This window comes from Ruegeria sp. CDSC002 (assembly GCF_059610905.1).
Window position 1 is genome coordinate 166,486 of record NZ_JBXWOM010000010.1, and the last position, 21,577, is coordinate 188,062.

At 56.9% G+C, this 21,577-nt stretch carries 20 protein-coding genes; 16 read left to right on the forward strand and 4 right to left on the reverse strand.

From position 1 onward, the window contains the following. The first annotated feature begins 97 nt into the window (after positions 1 to 97). The 11 genes from ccoN to nusG all read left to right on the forward strand — a co-directional run bounded on the left by ccoN (position 98) and on the right by nusG (position 10,172). Positions 98 to 1,705, forward strand: coding sequence for a cytochrome-c oxidase, cbb3-type subunit I (ccoN, locus tag AC2FJE_RS18260; protein ID WP_108861216.1), 1,608 nt, complete (start codon positions 98 to 100; stop codon positions 1,703 to 1,705). Between the two features lie 13 nt (positions 1,706 to 1,718). After that, a complete protein-coding gene (gene ccoO / locus AC2FJE_RS18265) occupies positions 1,719 to 2,447 on the forward strand; it encodes a cytochrome-c oxidase, cbb3-type subunit II (RefSeq protein WP_058272496.1) in 729 nt (242 codons plus the stop codon). Between the two features lie 11 nt (positions 2,448 to 2,458). Continuing rightward, on the forward strand, positions 2,459 to 2,695 hold the full coding sequence (locus tag AC2FJE_RS18270) for a cbb3-type cytochrome oxidase subunit 3 (RefSeq protein ID WP_282120260.1): 237 nt from the start codon (positions 2,459 to 2,461) through the stop codon (positions 2,693 to 2,695). Beyond that, positions 2,692 to 3,555 carry a cytochrome-c oxidase, cbb3-type subunit III gene (gene ccoP / locus AC2FJE_RS18275; protein WP_282170445.1) on the forward strand — a complete coding sequence of 288 codons (864 nt, stop codon included), beginning with the start codon at positions 2,692 to 2,694 and terminating at the stop codon, positions 3,553 to 3,555. The genes AC2FJE_RS18270 and ccoP overlap by 4 nt, the downstream gene beginning before the upstream one ends. A 408-nt stretch (positions 3,556 to 3,963) precedes the next feature. Continuing rightward, positions 3,964 to 4,839 (forward strand): LysR family transcriptional regulator, encoded by an 876-nt coding sequence (locus AC2FJE_RS18280; RefSeq protein WP_496699301.1) that lies wholly within the window; start codon positions 3,964 to 3,966, stop codon positions 4,837 to 4,839. A 100-nt stretch (positions 4,840 to 4,939) separates the two neighbouring features. Beyond that, entirely contained in the window at positions 4,940 to 6,367 is a 1,428-nt protein-coding gene (gene ccoG / locus AC2FJE_RS18285; RefSeq protein WP_109310727.1) for a cytochrome c oxidase accessory protein CcoG, read from the forward strand. 1 nt (position 6,368) lies between these two features. Further along, a complete protein-coding gene (locus tag AC2FJE_RS18290; protein WP_496757220.1) occupies positions 6,369 to 6,827 on the forward strand; it encodes a FixH family protein in 459 nt (152 codons plus the stop codon). A gap of 3 nt (positions 6,828 to 6,830) precedes the next feature. Continuing rightward, entirely contained in the window at positions 6,831 to 9,008 is a 2,178-nt protein-coding gene (locus tag AC2FJE_RS18295) for a heavy metal translocating P-type ATPase (RefSeq protein WP_496761270.1), read from the forward strand. A 5-nt stretch (positions 9,009 to 9,013) separates the two neighbouring features. Next, entirely contained in the window at positions 9,014 to 9,172 is a 159-nt protein-coding gene (gene ccoS / locus AC2FJE_RS18300; protein ID WP_058272490.1) for a cbb3-type cytochrome oxidase assembly protein CcoS, read from the forward strand. A 68-nt stretch (positions 9,173 to 9,240) separates the two neighbouring features. Further along, positions 9,241 to 9,438: a preprotein translocase subunit SecE gene (secE, locus tag AC2FJE_RS18305; protein WP_058272489.1), complete on the forward strand. Its 198-nt coding sequence runs from the start codon at positions 9,241 to 9,243 to the stop codon at positions 9,436 to 9,438. 200 nt (positions 9,439 to 9,638) lie between these two features. Then, the gene (gene nusG / locus AC2FJE_RS18310; RefSeq protein ID WP_058272488.1) at positions 9,639 to 10,172 is read left to right on the forward strand and encodes a transcription termination/antitermination protein NusG; all 534 of its coding nucleotides are present in this window, start codon (positions 9,639 to 9,641) and stop codon (positions 10,170 to 10,172) included. A 131-nt stretch (positions 10,173 to 10,303) separates the two neighbouring features. Here the strand turns inward: nusG and AC2FJE_RS18315 are convergent, their stop codons facing one another. Both AC2FJE_RS18315 and AC2FJE_RS18320 read right to left on the reverse strand, forming a co-directional pair. After that, on the reverse strand, positions 10,304 to 11,068 hold the full coding sequence (locus AC2FJE_RS18315; RefSeq protein ID WP_160116423.1) for a hypothetical protein: 765 nt from the start codon (positions 11,066 to 11,068) through the stop codon (positions 10,304 to 10,306). Further along, positions 11,065 to 11,925 carry a hypothetical protein gene (locus AC2FJE_RS18320; protein WP_496756934.1) on the reverse strand — a complete coding sequence of 287 codons (861 nt, stop codon included), beginning with the start codon at positions 11,923 to 11,925 and terminating at the stop codon, positions 11,065 to 11,067. Before AC2FJE_RS18320 ends, AC2FJE_RS18315 begins: the two co-directional genes overlap by 4 nt. Before the next feature lie 312 nt (positions 11,926 to 12,237). Here AC2FJE_RS18320 and rplK point away from each other — a divergent pair, with 312 nt between their 5' ends. Together rplK and rplA are read left to right on the forward strand one after the other, a co-directional pair. Continuing rightward, positions 12,238 to 12,687, forward strand: coding sequence for a 50S ribosomal protein L11 (rplK, locus tag AC2FJE_RS18325; protein ID WP_037314971.1), 450 nt, complete (start codon positions 12,238 to 12,240; stop codon positions 12,685 to 12,687). Between the two features lies 1 nt (position 12,688). Then, positions 12,689 to 13,387 carry a 50S ribosomal protein L1 gene (gene rplA / locus AC2FJE_RS18330; RefSeq protein WP_113791693.1) on the forward strand — a complete coding sequence of 233 codons (699 nt, stop codon included), beginning with the start codon at positions 12,689 to 12,691 and terminating at the stop codon, positions 13,385 to 13,387. 161 nt (positions 13,388 to 13,548) lie between these two features. On the opposite strand, the gene AC2FJE_RS18335 is transcribed toward rplA, so the two are convergent. After that, positions 13,549 to 14,589, reverse strand: a complete 1,041-nt coding sequence (locus tag AC2FJE_RS18335) for a Hint domain-containing protein (protein ID WP_496756929.1) — start codon at positions 14,587 to 14,589, stop codon at positions 13,549 to 13,551. A gap of 160 nt (positions 14,590 to 14,749) precedes the next feature. Next, entirely contained in the window at positions 14,750 to 15,724 is a 975-nt protein-coding gene (locus AC2FJE_RS18340; RefSeq protein WP_496756926.1) for a phosphotransferase, read from the reverse strand. 481 nt (positions 15,725 to 16,205) lie between these two features. Between AC2FJE_RS18340 and rplJ the strand changes: the two genes are divergently transcribed. The 3 genes from rplJ to rpoB all read left to right on the forward strand — a co-directional run bounded on the left by rplJ (position 16,206) and on the right by rpoB (position 21,564). After that, the gene (gene rplJ / locus AC2FJE_RS18345; RefSeq protein WP_058272482.1) at positions 16,206 to 16,724 is read left to right on the forward strand and encodes a 50S ribosomal protein L10; all 519 of its coding nucleotides are present in this window, start codon (positions 16,206 to 16,208) and stop codon (positions 16,722 to 16,724) included. Positions 16,725 to 16,803: 79 nt separating this feature from the next. Beyond that, complete coding sequence (gene rplL, locus AC2FJE_RS18350; protein WP_037314964.1) at positions 16,804 to 17,178, forward strand: 50S ribosomal protein L7/L12; 375 nt, start codon at positions 16,804 to 16,806, stop codon at positions 17,176 to 17,178. Between the two features lie 252 nt (positions 17,179 to 17,430). Further along, on the forward strand, positions 17,431 to 21,564 hold the full coding sequence (rpoB, locus tag AC2FJE_RS18355) for a DNA-directed RNA polymerase subunit beta (protein WP_282120251.1): 4,134 nt from the start codon (positions 17,431 to 17,433) through the stop codon (positions 21,562 to 21,564). Positions 21,565 to 21,577 lie beyond the last annotated feature (13 nt).

Below are 21,577 nucleotides of genomic sequence, written 5' to 3' on the forward strand. Positions count from 1 at the left end.
TCAAAGCGAGATTGGCCGCTGTCCGACAAAACAACGGCCAGTCAAAAGGGTTCCGCGACAAATAAGAATCGCGCGGAGCATGGCAAAGGGACGCAATATGTCAAATTACATCAAGCTGATCGTGCTTGGTCTGATCGCGATATTCGCGGCGATCGGAACCAATTACGCACGCGATTTGGCGTATCAGGTGCATGCAATTCTGGTGATGCTGATCGCCGGTGGTTTGTTCATCTGGACGCTGAGAAATACGGATGAGCCAGATATCCTCGTCGACCGTTCGGCCGAGTACATGGATGACGTGATCCGCTATGGCGTGATCGCAACTGCCTTCTGGGGGGTGGTCGGGTTCCTTGCGGGGACCTTTATCGCCTTTCAGCTCGCCTTTCCGGTGCTGAACTTCGAGTGGGCGCAAGGTTATTTGAACTTTGGCCGTTTGCGCCCGCTGCACACCTCGGCGGTGATTTTTGCCTTTGGCGGCAACGCGCTAATCGCGACATCGTTTTATGTCGTACAGCGCACAAGCGCCGCGCGCCTATGGGGCGGAAATCTGGCATGGTTTGTATTTTGGGGCTATCAGCTGTTCATCGTGCTCGCCGCCACCGGCTATGTGCTGGGTGGGACCCAATCTAAGGAATACGCTGAACCCGAATGGTACGTCGACCTGTGGCTGACTATCGTCTGGGTGGCCTATCTGGCCGTCTATCTGGGGACGATCGTCAAACGGAAAGAACCTCACATCTACGTGGCAAACTGGTTCTATCTGGCTTTCATCGTCACAGTCGCCATGCTGCACCTGGTAAATAACATGACCGTCCCCGTCAGTATCTGGGGTTCTAAATCGGTCATCGTCTGGTCGGGCGTACAGGACGCCATGATCCAGTGGTGGTATGGCCACAACGCAGTGGGCTTCTTCCTGACCGCTGGTTTCCTGGGCATGATGTATTACTTCATCCCAAAACAGGCCGAGCGTCCGGTATTCTCATACAAGCTGTCGATCATCCACTTCTGGGCTCTGATCTTCCTGTATATTTGGGCCGGTCCGCACCACCTGCATTATACCGCGCTGCCTGATTGGGCGTCGACGCTGGGCATGGTGTTCTCGATCATCCTGTGGATGCCGTCCTGGGGTGGCATGATCAACGGCCTGATGACCCTTTCGGGCGCCTGGGACAAGCTGCGTACTGACCCGGTGATCCGGATGATGGTGATCTCGGTCGGGTTCTACGGCATGTCCACTTTTGAAGGGCCGATGATGTCGATCCGTGCGGTCAACAGCCTCAGCCACTACACCGACTGGACCATTGGACACGTGCACTCGGGCGCGCTGGGCTGGAACGGCATGATCACCTTTGGTGCACTGTACTTCCTGGTGCCGGTCCTGTGGAAACGTGAGCGTCTGTATTCGCTGCAGATGGTCAGCTGGCACTTCTGGCTCGCCACTATCGGCATCGTGCTCTACGCCGCGTCGATGTGGGTGACCGGTATCATGGAAGGCCTGATGTGGCGTGAAGTGGATGCAAACGGTTTCCTGGTGAACTCGTTCGCTGACACCGTGGCTGCCAAATTCCCGATGTATGTGGTGCGTGCTTTGGGTGGCGTGATGTTCGTCGCTGGTGCGTTGATCATGTGCTACAACCTGTGGATGACTGTGCGGAAAGCGCCGGCCAAAGAGGCCAGCCTGACCGTCGCGGTCCCGGCTGAATAGGAGGGCCGGAGCAATGGCAATTCTCGACAAACATAAGATCCTCGAGACCAACGCGACCCTCCTGCTGATCTTCAGCTTTTTGGTCGTGACCATCGGTGGCATCGTGCAGATCACCCCGCTGTTCTATCTTGAGAACACGATCGAGAAGGTGGAGGGCATGCGCCCTTACACCCCTCTCGAAATGGCGGGGCGTGACATCTACATCCGCGAAGGCTGCTATACCTGCCACAGCCAGATGATCCGCCCGATGCGGGACGAGGTCGAACGTTATGGCCACTACTCGCTGGCGGCTGAATCGATGTATGACCACCCGTTCCAATGGGGGTCCAAGCGTACCGGTCCTGATCTGGCCCGTGTGGGTGGCCGTTATTCCGACCAGTGGCACGTGGATCACCTGCGTGACCCGCAGTCGGTGGTGCCTGAATCGGTAATGCCGAAATACGGCTTCCTCGAACATCGCAAGATCGACGGCAAGTATATCGGTGATGTTATGGCGGCGAATGCTGTTGTGGGCACGCCTTATACCGAAGAAATGCTGGCAAACGCACAGGCCGACTTCCGTGCGCAGGCCGACCCGGACAGCGACTATGACGGTCTGCTGGAACGGTACGGTGACAAGGTCAGCATTCGTAACTTCGACGGTCAGCCCGAGCTGACCGAGGCCGATGCGTTGGTTGCTTATCTGCAGATGCTGGGAACACTGGTCGATTTCTCGACCTTCACCCCAGACCCAAGCCGCTAAAGGAGGGTGTGATGGAAGAATACACAATCCTGAGGCAATTCGCGGATAGCTGGATGCTGTTGGTACTGTTTGTCTTCTTTGTTGGCATCGTGATCTGGGTTTTCCGTCCCGGAGCCAGCAAAGAATACAAGGACACCGCCAACATCCCGTTCCGGCACGAAGATGCCCCTGCGCCCCTCAAGGGTGACGAAACAGCTGCGCCCCATGGGGGCGACAAACCCGCCACATCCAAGGAGGCGCGGCAATGAGCAAGACACCTGAAAAACAGCCGGGCGATCCAAACACAACCGGACACTCCTGGGATGGCATCGAAGAGTTCGACAATCCGATGCCGCGCTGGTGGCTGTGGACCTTTTACGTCACCATTATCTGGGGCGTGATCTATACGATCATGTATCCGGCCTGGCCGCTGGTTCAGTCCGCAACCGCCGGTGTTCTTGGCTGGTCATCGCGAGAATTAGTGCAGGAAGAGATCGTTTCTTTCGAAGAAGCCAATGCGCCGTGGAACGCCAAACTGGTTGAAACCTCGCTTGAGGATGTCTCGAAAGATCCCGAGCTGCAGCAATATGCGGTCAATGCGGGCGGCGCGGTATTCCGGACATGGTGCGCGCAGTGCCACGGTTCGGGCGCGCAGGGTGCGCCGGGCTTCCCGAACCTGCTGGATGACGCATGGCTCTGGGGTGGTTCGCTGGAAGCTATCGAGACCACCATTGCCTATGGTATTCGGAATGAAGAAAGCGACGACGCGCGCTATTCCGAGATGCCAGCCTTCGGTGAAATCCTCGAAAAAGAAGAAGTCACCCAAGTCGTGCAATACGTCATGTCTCTGACCGATGCGCAAAGTGACGATGCGGCGGCGCAGGCGGGCAAGGTCGTTTTCGAGGACAACTGTTCATCCTGCCACGGCGAAGACGGCAAGGGTGACGTTACCCAAGGTGCTCCGAACCTGACCGACGCGATCTGGCTATACGGCGGCAGCCAGGAAGCTCTGACAGAAACGGTGACCAACAGCCGCTTTGGTGTGATGCCTGCATGGGAAAATCGCCTGAGCGACGCGCAAATCCGCGCTGTCACCGCCTATGTCCACCAGTTGGGTGGCGGTCAGTAACCGGAAAAGAATACCTTCGGACGGTTCGCCGTCCGAAGGTTGAGGCACCGGCTGTTCCATCTGTTCGCGCGTTTCCTGAACAGCCGGTGCTGCCTTTATACCTTACAAATCACCAGCGAGGCGGTCCAGACGCGGGCTTCGATTTGCTATTCGGATTGCGAAAAACTGGCGCGTTTGTGTTGCCTCCACCAATGACTTTCCGGCAACCAGCGTTGCTTTTGTCTGTCAGATCGATCCGATGATTTTGGTTCATCCAACTCATGTGTCTGGGTGGCGATCATGAATGACTTTGCAAGGATTGAGAGCATCTGACATCTCCTGAGTTTTGTTTCTTCTGTCATCAGGATTGATTTTCAGACTGCAAAATGCGACTCAATTAGCATTTCTATATGTAATCAGGGCTTACATATGAACTGGATGGAAATGCCGCCGCTCGCATCGCTCAGAGCTTTTTCCGCTTTTGCGGCGACACGGAATGTGGTGGAAGCGGGCAACTCACTGAATGTCAGCCACGCTGCCATCAGCCAGCAATTGCGCGCGCTTGAGAAGCACCTCGAAATTGCGCTGTTGGACCGCACCGGCAAATCCATGACCTTGACGCCTGAAGGTGAAAGGTTGGCGCGCGCACTGCATCTTGGGTTCGGTGCGATTGGCGATGCCTTGGTCGAATTGACCCAATCCAAACAGGATCGTCCGGTTCACGTATCATTGACATCGTCCTTTGCCGCGTCATGGCTGATGCCCCGCCTGCCTGCATTTCAGGCCGAACACCCGGATATCCAATTGGCGCTTGATCCGTCGCCTGTACTGGTCAGCCTGGATCCCGGCGGTGTCGATGTGGCCATCCGCTATGGTGCGGGCACATGGCCTGGTGTCCGTACGGAAATGTTGCTGCAAAGCCCTATGGTGATCGTCGCGGCCCGCAATCTGGTGGGGGAAAAAACGTCGTGGACGCCCGACGAGCTCAGCGAACTGCCCTGGCTTGAAGAGTTCGGCACCACCGAGGCAACCAACTGGCTGGCCCGACGTGGTGTCGGGCACGGGCCAAATGCAGGGCGAATCTCATTGCCCGGAAATCTGCTTTTGGAAGGGTTGCGCGCGGGGCAGGGCGTAACCGTCACGGCGCGGCATTTTGTCGAAGCAGAAATCACGTCGGGCCAAATCATCGAACTGTTTCGCGAGCCCGAAAACAGCGGATATCACCTTGTTACTGGCGATTTCCCTCTGCGTCCGGCGGCAAAAACTTTTATTGCATGGCTCAGGCGGCAAGCTGGTAAGATGTGACAAAAGGTGTCTGCACGATGCGCTTTTGACCCATGTCAAAGTGGCTACCTTTGTGTTCTGGAACAAGACACCGTGATATAGCCACATCTGGAGCCAGCCCGTGAGCGATTCCGACCCCGCACCCAGCCTTTACGCCGCACGAGAACCCATATTTCCGCGTCGCGTGTCCGGGCCGTTTCGCAATCTGAAATGGATCATTCTCGCGGTCACATTGGGGATCTATTACATCACCCCGTGGATCAGATGGGACCGGGGGCCCAGCCTACCGGATCAGGCGGTGTTGCTGGATTTGGCCAACCGCAGGTTCTATTTCTTCTGGATCGAGATCTGGCCGCATGAGTTCTACTTTGTTGCCGGTCTGTTGATCATGGCCGGGTTGGGATTGTTTCTTTTCACCTCGGCGCTGGGGCGCGTGTGGTGCGGATATGCCTGTCCGCAGACGGTTTGGACTGACTTGTTCATCCTTGTCGAACGCTGGATTGAAGGGGATCGCAACGCGCGGTTGCGTCTGCATCGTCAGGAAAAGTTAGACTTTCGTAAAGCGCGGTTGCGGCTGACGAAATGGGGTGCCTGGCTTTTGATCGGTCTGGCGACCGGTGGTGCCTGGGTGTTCTATTTCGCCGATGCGCCGACGCTTCTGCGGGACCTTGTGACCGGGAACGCCCATCCGGTTGCCTATACGACAATACTGATTTTGACGGGCACGACCTTCCTGTTCGGTGGCTTCGCGCGTGAACAGATTTGTATCTATGCCTGCCCATGGCCGCGGATCCAAGCGGCGATGATGGACGAGGATACGCTCGTCGTCGGGTACCGCGAATGGCGTGGTGAGCCGCGCGGCAAGGGCAAACGAACTGCGGATTCCGAGCTGGGGGACTGCATCGACTGTATGGCCTGCGTCAATGTCTGCCCGGTTGGGATCGACATTCGCGACGGACAGCAATTGGAGTGCATCACCTGTGCGTTGTGTATCGACGCCTGTGACGACATGATGGCCAAGATCGGCAAACCGCGTGGTCTGATCGACTATATGGCTCTGAGCGACGAAGCCAACGAGCGGGCAGGTAAGCCTCCCAAAAATGTCTGGAAACATATCCTGCGGCCCCGGACCATCCTGTACACGGCCCTTTGGTCACTTGTCGGCATTGGGCTGCTGTTTGCGCTGTTCATCCGGTCCGACATCGAAGTTACCGTGGCCCCGGTTCGCAACCCGACCTTTGTCACCCTGTCCGACGGCACGATCCGCAATACCTATGACGTGCGGGTGCGGAACAAACATGGCGAGGAACGGCTGTTCAAGCTGTCTCTGTCCGGTGATCCGGCGATGCGGATCGTGATCGAAGGCACGCCACTTGATACCGTGAATGTCACGGCGGATACTGCGCAATTGCAGCGGGTCTATATTATCGCCTCGAAAGACACGGATCCGGCAGCGGCGGACGCGACACCGGTTCGGATCTGGATCGAGGATATTGAAAGCGGTGAGCGCGCTTACAAGGACACGACGTTCAATGGACGAGGAAACTGAGATGGCCGAGCGTCAATTTACTGGAAAGCACTTTCTAGCGATCTTTGTCGCTGCTTTCGGGGTGATCATTTCCGTGAATCTCGTGCTGGCCTACAAAGCTGTCAAAACCTTTCCCGGGCTCGAGGTCAAAAACTCTTACGTCGCCAGTCAGGAGTTCAACGAGCGCCTAAAGGTGCAACAGGCCTTGGGTTGGGAAATCCGAGCTGAGACCAATGGCGGTCTTTTGATTTTGCACATCACCGACCAAACCGGCGCGCCGGTTCAGGTGGCAGAGTTGCAGGCAGTTGTTGGCCGGGCGACACATGTGAAAGAAGATTTCACCCCGGATTTCACTTTTGACGGGACCGCCTATTCCACGCCCGCAGCGCTGGGCAAGGGAAACTGGAACATCCGTCTGGTGGCCATAGACAACAGCGGTGCCGAATTTGCGCAGCGGGTTCCGTTGTATGTGAAAGGGTAGGGGATGACCGCTCAGCTCAGCTCAGGTACGGCGGCATGCCCCGGTTGCATCGCAGCACCGGCGGAACCAGCGCGCCCCGTTCCTGAAGATGTGCAGATTGCCCTATCCCTGCCCGGCATTCACTGCTCGGCCTGTATTGCGAACGTTGAACGCGCGCTGAACGCCCATCCGGGTGTCGAGGACGCGCGGGTCAATCTGACGCTCAAGCGTGCAATGGTCAAAGCAGCCGCTGAGACACACGCTGCTGACCTGATCCCCGTTTTGGAGCGCGCCGGGTACGAGGCGCATGAGCTGGACCCGGGCGCTTTGTCGGCAACCCAATCCGACAAGGCCGGGCGTGATCTGCTGATGCGATTGGCGGTGGCTGGTTTCGCGTCGATGAACGTGATGCTGTTGTCTGTGTCGGTCTGGTCAGGGGCTACGGATGCGACGCGGGACCTGTTTCACTGGATTTCAGCGGCCATTGCTCTGCCAGCGATTGCCTTTTCCGCGCAGCCCTTCTTTGCCAACGCCTGGAGTGCGCTGCGCGTCAAACGATTGAACATGGATGTGCCGATTGTGCTGGCCATTCTGTTGGCGCTCATGACGTCGGTGTGGGAAACCGCGCTCAGCGGAGAGCATGCGTATTTCGACGCCGCACTGACGCTGACTTTCTTCCTGCTCGCGGGCCGATATCTGGACTACCGCACCCGCGCCGTAGCGCGATCAGCAGCCGAAGAACTGACGGCCCTGGAAGTGCCGCGTGCCATTCGCTTAGTTTATGGGGCCGAAGAAGAGGTGTCCGTCGCAAGCCTCGCGGTTGGTGATCTGATAATTGTTCGCCCCGGTGGCCGTATGCCGGTGGATGGTGAGATTGTATCGGGTAAATCGGAGCTCGACCGGTCATTGTTGACGGGCGAGACCCTCCCGGTCTTTACCGAAGCTGGTCTTGCGGTCAGCGCGGGTGAGGTTAACCTGACCGGCCCGCTGACGATCCGGACCACAGCGGTCGGTGAGGATACTTCACTGCACCGTATGGCGGATCTGGTGGCAATCGCAGAATCCGGTCGATCGCGCTATACGTCGCTGGCTGACAAGGCGGCCAAGCTATACGCGCCGGGGGTGCATATTCTGTCCGCGCTTAGTTTTTTGGGTTGGTACATCTATTCCGGCGATATCCGAACCGCGCTGAACATCGCTGCGGCGGTTCTGATCATCACCTGCCCCTGTGCGCTGGGGCTTGCCGTGCCTGCGGTGACGACGGCGGCCTCGGGGCGACTGTTCCGCAAGGGGATGCTGATCAAACACTCTACTGCGCTGGAACGTCTGGCCGAGGTTGATACGGTCGTTTTTGATAAAACCGGCACACTTACATCCGGCACTCCGGAATTGACCAATCTTGAGGATCATTCCCGCGCGGATCTTGAGATTGCACTGGCGCTGGCCGAGGCGTCTTCGCATCCCTTGTCGGTGTCGCTTGCCAAGTTCACCAGAGATGCCGGGATCAAGCCTGCCAGACTTGAGGATGTGGTCGAGGTTCCGGGGTATGGCACCGAAGGAACCTACCGCGGTCAGCCCGTGCGCCTTGGACGCGCCGTTTGGACCGGCGCGACCGAAGGTGATCAGACGGCAGCTTGGTTGGCGGTCACGGGGCAGTCACCGGTTGCGTTTCTTTTCTCGGATTCGTTGCGCCCAGGTGCGGCTGAGGCCGTGCAGGCGTTTCGTGACGGCGGAAAGAGCGTCGTTCTCATCTCGGGTGATACACGAGGCGCGGTTCAAACGCTGGCAGACAAGCTTGGGATTGAAACATGGATTGCCGAGGCGCTGCCTCAGGATAAAGCCACCCATGTGCAGGAGCTCAGCGACCAGGGTCGCCATGTCCTGATGGTTGGTGACGGGCTGAACGATACGGCGGCGCTTGCCGCGGCGCATGTATCAATTTCACCTGCCTCTGCACTGGACGCAGCGCGGGTGGCGTCGGATATCGTATTGCTGGGCAACGATTTGTCCCCGATTGCAGATGCCTGTGACACAGCGGTGAAGGCGACCAAAAGGATTCGCGAGAACTTTCGCATCGCTACGGTTTACAATATTATAGCCGTACCCTTGGCCGTGGCCGGGTTTGCCACACCGCTGATCGCGGCATTGGCGATGTCGACCTCGTCCATTACCGTGTCCCTGAATGCCCTGCGCCTGAGGTAGTTGATATGGAAGTTCTGGCCTATCTCATACCGATTTCCCTGTTTTTGGGCGGGGTTGGCCTTGTGGCGTTTATCTACACGGTGCGGTCGAACCAGTATGATGATCCCGAAGGTGACGCGCGGCGTATCCTCAGCGATGAATGGGATGACAAACCCAAGTCCTGACCGCTCTTGAAATTGCCGCAATGCCCGGTTATGTCCGGCCCATCCGCTAGAAGAGAGAACCCAGCCAAATGGCAACAATGAATCCGATCCAGTTCATTCAGCAAGTCCGCGCCGAAGTCGCAAAGGTCGTCTGGCCCACGCGTCGTGAGGTTCTGCTGACCACGGTCATGGTGTTCATCATGGCGGCACTGACCGCCGTGTTCTTTGCGCTGGTCGATCTGGGTATTCGCGGCGGTCTTCAACTGATCCTGGGCGCATTCGGTTAAACCGGATTGGGCCGGGCGGAAACGCCACAGCCCCCTTGCACAGCGCGGGATGTCAGAGTAGTTGACACAGTACTATTCGGAATGGGCGTGCGGCGATTCGGGCTGTGCGCCGCTTTTTATTCCGGGTGACGTGACAGAATTTCAATGACGGTGCTTGCGGCATTCCGAACGCACCGAAGGCAAACAAGGACGACAGGTTCATGGCGAAACGGTGGTACTCGGTCAGCGTTCTTTCGAACTTCGAAAAGAAGATCGCAGAGCAGATCCGCACGTCCGTGGCTGAGCAAGGCCTTGAGGACGATATCGACGAAGTACTGGTGCCCACCGAAGAGGTGATCGAAGTGCGCCGGGGCAAGAAGGTCACGACCGAACGCCGCTTTATGCCCGGCTACGTGCTGGTGCATATGGAAATGTCGGATCAGGGCTATCACTTGGTCAACTCGATCAACCGGGTCACCGGCTTCCTGGGCCCGCAGGGCCGCCCGATGCCGATGCGCGATGCCGAGGTGAACCAGATCCTCAACCGTGTTCAGGAGGGTGAAGACGCACCGAAACTGATGATCTCGTTCGAAGTGGGCGAGAAGGTCAAGGTCAACGACGGTCCGTTCGAAGATTTCGACGGTATGGTCGAAGGTGTGGACGACGAAGCCCAGAAACTGAAAGTCTCGGTTTCGATCTTTGGTCGCGAAACCCCGGTCGAGCTGGACTTTACGCAGGTTACGAAGCAGGGTTAAAACCCACTTCAGCGAATTTTGGAGCGCCGCGATGCTTGGAGCAACGCGGCGTTTTTGCTTTTGTGGCATCAGCTATTTAGGTTCGCGGACGAAAGGCAGAAGATACCGACCGGAATGAAAGAGCTTTGCAGCTAGGGCGGACCGGGAATTAGTTCTTGTTGTTGAAGAACTGTTAGGATGTCCAGAATTGTCGACGGGCTGACATCCACCGAACCGTCCAAGAATACACCAAGTCCACCCTCTCCGATCTCTCGCGGGCCGCCAGTGTCATAAACCGGATCAAGAGACGCGAGCTCTGCCGGCAGGACCGGACACAAAGGGGTTTCGTTCAAAACAAGGTCTACGGCGGCCAGCATCAGCTTCTTGACGGACTCGAGAGTATCGTCCTCAAGGAGTTTTTCGCGTTGCGCTTCGGGAGCCGTGAGTACGAGGTCGATAAGTTCAAAATAGGCACAGTTGTCCCGCAACTCGACAGTCGCTTCGGTGGACATGTTTGCCTGGATAGCATTTTTTTGTTCACCCCGCTGAAAGTCGCGCTCACTGGTTCGGCTGCATTCAAAGATCGTGATGGTCACTTGCCCATCCAGATCTATCGCGTCGTCTTGGGCTTTAAAGCTGAATTCATCCAGTCGGACTTGCAGGCCGCAATTGTCGACTATCGCGTTTTCAGCCAGTCGATCAGGTACAGTTTTCTGTACTTCGCGCAGATCAAGAAGGGCACCCACCCCGATCCGGGTAGGGGCAACAGCGGAGAGGTTCAGGTCAAGCGTATATGGCAATTCCGTATCACGAACTGGCAGCGTTGCGTCGATGACAAAATCTACCTGTTGCGCGTTGGGTGCTCGGGCTCCCAGAACAACTGCCATTAAGACTGGAAAAATTAACCAAAGTCTCATTCAGCAAACTCCAATACGCCAAGCTCCTTAAGTCCTCCAAGGACTTCGACAATTGTCTCAGCGCTGACATCGGCAGATCCGACAATGGCAGCACCCATCCCGCCAGGCGCAATTTCCCGAGTGCCTCCGGACTCGTAAATCGGGTCGAGTAGTGTGAACTCAGGGGGCAATGGCGGGCAGACCGGGTGCGCAGCCAAAAATTCCCCGCCTTTTTCGAGGACGGCTTCGTTGATGCGGTTGGTCAGTCCGAAAAGATTGGAGACAGCGCCAATAAAACCGCGCGGGTTTAGATCGACGCCTTCGATACTGAAAGCCAGGCATTGGCCCTTCACCTCGGCCTTGGCGACCGCGACCGCGTCTACCGTGGCCCCAAAATACCGAAAGCCCGGTTCTTCATGGCGGTTACATCTCGTAAACTGTGCACGGGCTGAACCCTCGATCTTTATGGTGTCGTCTATGGCGGTGACGTCGCGAACCTCAAGATAGATCTGGCGTTTGCAGCTTTCTTCCAAAGGACCGGTCAGTATTTGAGGCGCTTTTTCCTGCAATCCGCGCAAATCCATGAATGCGCGCAGTTGCAAACGGGTTGGGCTGGCTTCTTCGAGGCCACCATAGACAGTGAACGGAACCGGAATTTCACGCAGCGGGACTTCTTTAGTCAATTTGATCTGAAACTGACCGGCATAGGTGGCGGGATCAATTCCCGCCGAAGAGTATGAAGAAGAACTGTTGGACCCGCCGGTTTGGGTGACCGCCTTCGGCTCTGTACCCTGATCCTGCGCTTTGCTACCGCAGCCCGGCAGCATAGCAGAAAGAATGCAGACCAATAGCCCCTTGTTCAGTCGAGATGATGCCATCCCTGACCACCTCTTCTGTGTCCAAGCCGCACCAAGATACCCGCCTGCGTTTCTTAAGCAACTTATGTATTCAATTTATTTATTTTGTTTTGCTGTTTTCAACTGTCACAGTGGCTCGTCCAGGACACAAACGCGCCTTTTGGAAATAAGGTGCGAGCTACTTGCCAACCCCACCATTCCGCTATACATGCCGCCTCTATCGTCTTCGGGCGAGATTCTCTCGTGGGAGGTTGCTGGGATCGCGATCCCGGATCGGACCACGCAACATAAACCGGGTGGGACGCGTCCTGCCTACGTTGAAAGGAAAACCAAATGGCCAAGAAGCTTGCTGGTACAATGAAACTGCAGGTTCCTGCAGGTCAGGCGAACCCGTCGCCGCCAGTTGGTCCGGCGCTGGGTCAGCGCGGCATCAACATCATGGAATTCTGCAAGGCGTTCAACGCCAAGACCGCAGACATGGAGCAAGGCGCACCTTGCCCGACCGTGATCACCTATTATCAGGACAAGTCCTTCACCATGGACATCAAGACGCCGCCCGCGTCTTATTACCTGAAAAAAGCCGCTGGTCTGAAGCCGGTTGGTAAGCGTAACCGCCCCCGTGGCGCGGAAAACCCAGGTCGTGAGACCGTGGCAACCGTTACCTCGAAGCAGGTTCGCGAAATCGCCGAAGCCAAAATGAAAGATCTCAACGCCAACGACGTCGAAGGCGCAATGCAGATCATCCTGGGCTCGGCCCGCTCTATGGGCATCGAGGTGAAGTAAGATGGCAAAACTCGGTAAACGTACGCGCACCGCGCGCGAAGCTTTCGCTGGCAAGACAGATCTGTCGGTGGAAGAAGCGGTTGCACTGGTTAAAGCCCACGCAACTTCGAAGTTTGACGAAACCGTCGAGATCGCTCTGAACCTGGGTGTTGACACCCGTCACGCAGACCAGATGGTTCGTGGCGTTGTCGGCCTGCCCAATGGCACCGGCAAAACCATGCGCGTTGCTGTATTCGCCCGTGGCCCCAAGGCTGACGAAGCAAAAGAAGCAGGCGCGGATATCATTGGCGCAGAAGACCTGATGGAAACCATCCAGGGCGGCACCATCGAATTCGATCGCTGCATTGCCACCCCGGACATGATGCCGATCGTCGGTCGTCTGGGTAAAGTTCTGGGCCCCCGTAACCTGATGCCGAACCCCAAGGTTGGCACCGTGACCATGGACGTGAAAGCGGCCGTGGAAGCAGCCAAGGGCGGTGAAGTTCAGTTTAAGGCAGAAAAAGGCGGCGTTGTGCACGCTGGTGTTGGCAAAGCGTCCTTCGACGAAGCCAAGCTGGTCGAAAACGTCCGCGCCTTTATCTCGGCCGTGGCCAAGGCCAAGCCGACAGGCGCCAAGGGCACCTACATGAAGAAAATCGCGCTGAGCTCGACCATGGGCCCTGGCGTGACTCTGGATGTTGCTGCGGCATCGGGCGAATAAGCACAATTGCAATACCGCGAAGATGAAATCCCGGGTGGTGCGAACCGCCCGGGATTTTTTTACTTAAAGATGATCAGACTGTCCGCGTGAAGGCCGCATTCAAGTGGCCTGTGCCAGGCGGAAGCGGTGGTTTAAGACTGCGCGCGTCTGATCTCTACGGCTTAGATATATGCGCGCAATACATCGGCCTCACGCGCGCTTATTGTTGGGGCAGCGGTGCGTCGAAACGCATCGCTGACATCTTCGATCGACGGGAACAGCGCCAGGATTTCCGACCGTTGCGGGGACGACAGCGCGTATTTTGCATTTTCGCCGAAATAGTAGCTTTCTGTCAGCGCGCCGTTGGACCGGACAATGTGGTGTCGGTCGAACATGAAGTGGGTGTAGGTGATGCGATCCGTCGGGCGGATCGAAACCCCCGGAAGGCCACACAGGTGCTTGGCGGCCACGAACACTTCGGATGATCCAAAAAGCATGTAAGTGGCAGGTGAGCCGATCAGAATTCGATGCTGTTGCGAAACTACCAGCTCTTTGGTGTTCCCGATAGCGCCGGCCTCGATTACCACCGGAGCAAATGACCCATGGCCATGAACCACGGTCGTTCCGATCCAGAGGATCGGTTGAAATCCGCTGTCCCGTGTCCAGACGCGTTGACCTTTTGCGAGGTCTTGAACCTCAACGATACCGTCGGCAGTCTCGATAAGGGTTCCCGGCCCAAAGCAGGTAACATAGTCAGCATAAGCCGACGACCCGGCATTCGAACCACCGGTTTTGACATACGACGTTCCGGTATCTAGCGGGGCAGATGTAGCATAGCCCCAAACGTCCTGCGTCACGCCACCTTGGGAAAACACATAGATGGTGATTTCTGGCCCGGTCGGGTTGAGATCGTCATCCAGGGCTCGCACCGTGATAATTGACTCAGATTCTACCTGCATGCCGTTTGTCACTATGCCGCCACCATCGGTGATGACGTGGCCAGCTGGCAGGTCATCGTCGAAAACGTCAGGGCTGCCAGCAGTGTCATCCAGTGTGATGGTGGTACCGGTGCCGCCCGAGTAGGTAAAGATGGTGCCATCCGGTGTGTCCGAATTGTTGATGATCGAGCCTCCGACCACGATATCGTTCGCGTCAGCTGTATCCGGGACGAATGTAGCGACCAGGCTGGAGCTGTCCTGAGCAAAAAAACTGCGGAGAACCATGTAAGCGACTTACCTTCTGTGTTGCGGTTATTGTCGGCCTAAACTGACAATCGCCGCGTGGGTTATGGTTTGGGATAACGTTTCTTGGGATGGTTCGGTCAACTAAGATTTGCGCGATGTCGCTCACAATCTCGTCATTTACGCTGACCATCCATCCAGCTCAACGGTGCTGGAACGCGACTTGCAGGCGATCGCCCAGTCTTTGCCGCTTGTCTCTTTCGAATTCGCTGCATTCGTGGTCGTTTCGCCACAAGGCCAACCAGTCTTTCAAAAGCCGTCCGCGGAGACAATAATCCAAGATTTCAACATTGACAGGATGTCGGTAAAGGCGAAAGAACATGTCTTTGTTTCTTTTAAGGATACCGCTTCGGTCGACACCCGATGCGCCGCCATTCCGAAAGATATCCGCCTTCAGAAAATCGACGATATCGTAAACCGCCAGCTTGTCGCGGGCTTCGGTGAAATCCAGTCCGATCGTTTTCCCCTGTCCCACAATCAGGTTCTGCCCGTGATAATCGCCATGTGAAAATACGCGCAGGTCCTCGGTGCCCTTCAGGCGGGTCTCTTCGGACAGCATCAGGTTCACCATCATCCGGCTTTGGTTCGCGATTTTATTAGGTACGGCCGTCATCAGCTCTTTCAAGCTGTCTGTCATCCACCTGGGGCGAAAGGCGTATCGAACAGGCGGGTTGCGACTGTGGAGATCGTTCAGCCACGACCCCGCGCGACGGTACACCTGGGCGACCTGATCATCGTCTTTGCTGTTGTAGATCAGATCAACGGCGGTTGGCCGATTGATGTATTCGGTCACCAGAAAAGCGCCACCTGACGAGAGGTAAACGGGCCGGACAACGCGCGAAGTCTCATTGCCCTCAAAAAATCGGTACAGTTCGACGAGCAGGTCATATTCGTTCCGCAATCGCCCGGTGTCTGGCGATTGCGTGTCGATCTTAAGGGCGAAGGCCTGCGCTGCGGTATGCAGGATCACGACGGATCGCGTGTCGTCGAACGCATGCGATCGGTAGATGCATTCATAGCGGCGGATGGGCACTTTCAGGAACTGGTTTGAAAACTCGTCGATATACAAGGCGACGCGGGCATTTTCTTCGTCTGAAAGGGGCAGCGTTCCAGCCAACGGGCCAAGTCCTGAGTGCTATTGTCCAGTCTCCGGACAGGATAACAGTGCGATGTCCGTGTCAACGGAAAGTCGATGCTTGGAGCTGCTTGAATTGGCGTTTGCGCGTTGTGCTGCGTAAATCCGCGCCTATATACATGCTAAGCTCCAAACGGGGTGGAAATCGTTTTCGACAGATGCTGTTGCGAACCTGCGGAAACCGCAATTTACCCCTTGGAAACCGGCCCCATCTGCCCTAAGTAAGGCTACGAAGTAAAGCGTGCGATTCGTCGTGCGCTTTATTTTGTTTCGTCCAAGACGGTGGGTGGTGTCATATGGCCCCTTAATTCCCTGCCTGAGACGGGTAAGACCAAAGAATTCTGGGGGGTCCAACCCTCGGGCGCATTTTGGCCAATCCCGTAACAACGGACCTAAACGCCGGAGCGAAAGCTGCGGCTAATATGAGCCGGGGTGAGATATCGCCCCAAACTTGGAGAGAACTGTGGATAGAGCCCAGAAAGAGAAAGTGGTCGAGGAACTCGGCCAAATCTTCGAAAGCTCTGGCGTCGTAGTGGTTTCGCACTACGCCGGTCTGACAGTTGCCGAGATGCAGGACCTTCGCGCACGTGCTCGTGACGCGGGTGGCTCCGTGCGTGTTGCCAAGAACAGGCTCGCCAAAATCGCCCTCGACGGAAAGCCATGTGAAAGCATTGCCGACCTGCTGACGGGTATGACCGTTCTGACCTATTCCGAGGACCCTGTGGCAGCAGCCAAAGTGGCCCAGGACTACGCCAAAGAGAACCAAAAGTTCGAAATTCTTGGCGGTGCAATGGGTGAGAACGCTCTGGATCGTGCCGGCGTCGAAGCCGTGTCGAAAATGCCTTCGCGCGAGGAGCTTATTGCTACTATCGCGGGCATGCTTGGCGCACCTGCTTCGAACATCGCTGGCGCAATTGGCGCACCTGCAAGCAACATCGCAAGCATCCTTTCCACCATCGAAGAGAAGGCGGAAGCTGCGTAAGCGGTTGGCACTGAATGATCTGCGTAGGGTAACCACCCTGACGTTGGAACACACACTGTAAACGGAAAGAGCTGATAAAATGGCTGATCTGAAAGCACTCGCAGAAAGCATCGTGGGTCTGACCCTGCTGGAAGCACAAGAACTGAAAACCATCCTCAAAGACGAATATGGCATCGAGCCCGCAGCAGGCGGCGCAGTTGTCATGGCAGCCGGTGGCGACGCCGGTGGCGCAGCTGAGGAAGAAAAAACCGAATTCGACGTCGTTCTGAAGAACGCCGGCGCTTCGAAAATCAACGTGATCAAAGAAGTTCGCGGCATCACCGGTCTGGGTCTGAAAGAAGCCAAAGAACTGGTCGAAGCTGGCGGCAAGATCAAAGAAGGCGTGTCGAAAGACGAAGCCGAAGAAGTCAAAGGCAAGCTGGAAGCAGCTGGCGCCGAAGTCGAGCTGGCTTAAGCCATTCGACAGGTGCATCGCTGATGTGCCGCAGAATTTGGCTGGATCCGGAGAAATCCGGGTCCAGCCGAACCTGTCTTAGAAAGGGCCTCTGAAAATTGGGGTGTTTTCTAAGACGCGGTTCGCGGATCGGGAGGCTGCCATTCGGGACGGTGGCCACGAATTGATCCGGACGTGTCGTCTCTAATGTGCAAGGCACCGGGGCCCGACGGTGTCTTTGTCCGCTGAGAACATCGAAAGGTGACATCTGACATGGCTCAAACGTTCCTTGGCCAGAAACGTCTTCGTAAATATTACGGCAAAATCCGCGAAGTGCTGGAGATGCCGAACCTCATTGAGGTCCAGAAATCCTCTTATGATCTATTCCTGCGCTCCGGCGATGCAGATGTGCCCACAGACGGCGAAGGCATCAAAGGCGTGTTCCAATCGGTCTTCCCGATCAAGGATTTCAACGAAACCTCCGTTCTGGAGTTCGTGAAATACGATCTGGAAAAACCTAAATATGACGTCGAAGAGTGCATGCAGCGCGACATGACCTACAGCGCGCCGCTGAAGGTCACTCTGCGTCTGATCGTGTTCGATGTCGATGAGGACACCGGCGCCAAATCCGTCAAAGACATTAAAGAACAGGACGTATTCATGGGCGACATGCCCCTGATGACGCCCAACGGTACGTTCATCGTGAACGGCACCGAGCGTGTGATCGTGTCCCAGATGCACCGTTCGCCCGGCGTGTTCTTTGACCACGACAAGGGCAAGACCCACTCTTCGGGTAAACTGCTCTTTGCTTGCCGCATCATCCCGTATCGCGGCAGCTGGCTGGACTTTGAGTTCGACGCCAAGGACATCGTGTTCGCCCGTATCGACCGTCGCCGCAAACTGCCTGTGACGACCCTGCTTTATGCGCTGGGTCTGGATCAGGAAGCGATCATGGATGCGTACTACGACACCGTGTCCTACAAGCTGGACAAGAAGAAGGGTTGGATCGCTCCGTTCTTCCCGGAACGTGTGCGCGGTACCCGTCCGACTTATGATTTGATTGATGCGAAATCGGGTGAAGTGATTGCTGAAGCAGGCAAGAAGGTCACACCGCGCGCTGTCAAGAAACTGATCGACGAAGGCACTGTCACCAACCTGCTGGTTCCATTCGACCACATCGTTGGAAAATTCGTCGCCAAAGACGTCATCAACGAAGAAACCGGTGCGATCTATGTCGAAGCCGGTGATGAGCTGACGCTGGAATATGACAAGGACGGCGAACTGATCGGCGGCACAGTCAAAGAGCTGGTCGATGCCGGCGTCACCGAGATTCCGGTTCTGGACATCGACAACATCAACGTCGGTCCGTACATGCGCAACACCATGGCGGCAGATAAGAACATGGGCCGGGACACCGCGCTGATGGATATCTACCGTGTTATGCGTCCGGGTGAACCGCCCACCGTCGAAGCGGCCTCGGCCTTGTTCGACACGCTGTTCTTCGACAGCGAGCGCTATGACCTGTCCGCTGTTGGCCGTGTGAAGATGAACATGCGTCTGGCTCTGGATGCTCCCGATACGCTGCGCACCCTGCGTCGCGAAGACATCGTGGCCTGCATCAAGGCGCTGGTCGAACTGCGCGACGGCAAAGGTGACATCGACGATATCGACCACCTGGGCAACCGTCGTGTGCGTTCTGTCGGCGAACTGATGGAAAACCAGTACCGCGTTGGCCTGCTGCGCATGGAGCGCGCGATCAAAGAGCGTATGTCGTCGGTCGAGATCGACACCGTCATGCCGCAGGACCTGATCAACGCGAAACCGGCTGCTGCTGCTGTTCGCGAATTCTTCGGCTCGTCGCAGCTGTCGCAGTTCATGGACCAGACCAACCCGCTGTCGGAAGTCACCCACAAACGCCGTCTCTCGGCGCTTGGCCCCGGTGGTCTGACACGTGAACGTGCGGGCTTTGAGGTGCGCGACGTACACCCGACCCACTATGGTCGGATGTGCCCGATTGAAACGCCGGAAGGCCCGAACATCGGTCTGATCAACTCGCTGGCCACCTTCGCCCGCGTGAACAAGTATGGTTTCATCGAAACACCGTACCGCGTCGTCAAAGACGCCGAGGTGACCGATGAGGTTCACTACATGTCCGCGACCGAGGAAATGCGTCACACTGTGGCGCAGGCGAACGCGACACTGGATGCGGATGGCAAGTTCATTAACGATCTAGTTTCGACCCGTCAGTCCGGAGACTACACCCTTGCCCCGCGCGAGAATGTGGACCTGATCGACGTCAGCCCGAAACAGTTGGTATCGGTTGCTGCATCGCTGATCCCGTTCCTTGAAAATGACGACGCCAACCGCGCCCTGATGGGTTCGAACATGCAACGTCAGGCGGTTCCGCTGCTGCGGGCCGAGGCGCCGCTGGTCGGCACCGGTATCGAGGAAAAGGTTGCGATCGACTCGGGCGCTGCGATTCAGGCGAAACGTGCCGGCATCATCGACCAGGTCGATGCCCAGCGTATCGTTATTCGTGCTACCGAAGATCTGGAACTGGGCGACGCTGGCGTTGACATCTACCGTCTGCGCAAATTCCAGCGTTCGAACCAGAACACCTGCATCAACCAGCGTCCGCTGGTCAAAGTGGGTGACACCGTCACGAAAGGTGAGGTTGTCGCCGATGGTCCGTCCACCGATATCGGTGAACTGGCCCTTGGTAAGAACGTGGTCGTCGCGTTCATGCCTTGGAATGGCTACAACTACGAAGACTCGATCCTGATCTCGGAACGTATCGCGCGTGATGACGTCTTTACTTCGGTCCATATCGAGGAATTCGAAGTCGCCGCCCGTGACACGAAGCTGGGCCCGGAAGAGATCACCCGCGACATCCCGAACGTCGGTGAAGAAGCGCTGCGCAACCTCGACGAGGCTGGCATCGTTTACATCGGCGCGGATGTTGAGCCGGGCGATATTCTGGTCGGCAAGATCACTCCGAAGGGCGAAAGCCCGATGACCCCGGAAGAAAAGCTGCTGCGCGCCATCTTTGGTGAAAAAGCATCTGACGTGCGCGATACCTCGTTGCGCGTGAAGCCGGGTGATTACGGTACGGTCGTGGAAGTCCGCGTCTTCAACCGTCACGGTGTGGAAAAAGACGAGCGTGCGCTGCAGATCGAGCGTGAGGAAGTCGAACGTCTGGCCCGTGACCGGGACGACGAGTTGGCGATCCTTGACCGCAACATCTATGCGCGTCTGCAAGGTCTGATCCTGGGTAAGACCGCTGTCAAAGGCCCGAAAGGCGTCAAGGCAGGATCGGTGATCACCGAGGAACTGCTGGACATGCTGACCCGTGGTCAGTGGTGGCAGCTGGCGTTGGAAGACGAGAAGGACGCCCAGATCGTAGAGGCTCTGAACGAGCAATACGAAGTGCTCAAGCGCGCTCTGGATGCCCGTTTCGAAGACAAGGTCGAGAAAGTCCGTCGTGGTGACGACCTGCCGCCGGGTGTGATGAAGATGGTTAAAGTCTTCATCGCCGTGAAGCGTAAGCTGCAGCCGGGCGACAAGATGGCCGGTCGTCACGGAAACAAAGGTGTGATCTCCAAGGTTGTTCCGATGGAAGACATGCCGTTCCTGGCTGATGGTACTCCGGTTGACTTCTGTCTGAACCCACTGGGCGTGCCTTCGCGTATGAACGTTGGACAGATCCTTGAAACCCACATGGGTTGGGCCGCACGCGGTCTGGGTCTGAACATCGACGAAGCACTGGGTGAATACCGCCGTTCTGGCGACCTGACCCCGGTTCGCGAAGCGATGAAGCTGGCCTATGGCGAGAATGTCTATGAAGAAGGCATTGCCGGCATGGACGAAGGTCACCTGATCGAGGCTGCGGGCAACGTGACCCGCGGTGTTCCGATCGCGACCCCCGTCTTTGACGGAGCCAAAGAGGCTGACGTCAACGACGCGCTGGTGCGTGCGGGCTTCTCGGAAAGCGGTCAGTCGGTTCTGTTCGACGGTCGTACGGGTGAGCAATTTGCGCGTCCTGTGACCGTTGGCATCAAGTACCTGCTGAAACTGCACCACCTTGTGGATGACAAAATCCACGCGCGTTCGACCGGGCCGTACAGCCTGGTTACCCAGCAGCCGCTGGGTGGTAAGGCGCAGTTCGGTGGTCAGCGCTTTGGTGAGATGGAAGTCTGGGCTCTGGAAGCTTACGGCGCCGCCTACACCCTGCAGGAGATGCTCACCGTGAAATCGGATGACGTCGCCGGCCGGACCAAGGTCTATGAGTCGATCGTCAAGGGCGAGGATAACTTTGAAGCGGGCGTACCGGAATCGTTCAACGTTCTAGTTAAAGAAGTCCGTGGCCTCGGCCTGAATATGGAACTCCTGGATGCGGAGGAAGAGTAGGGGCGGCAACGCC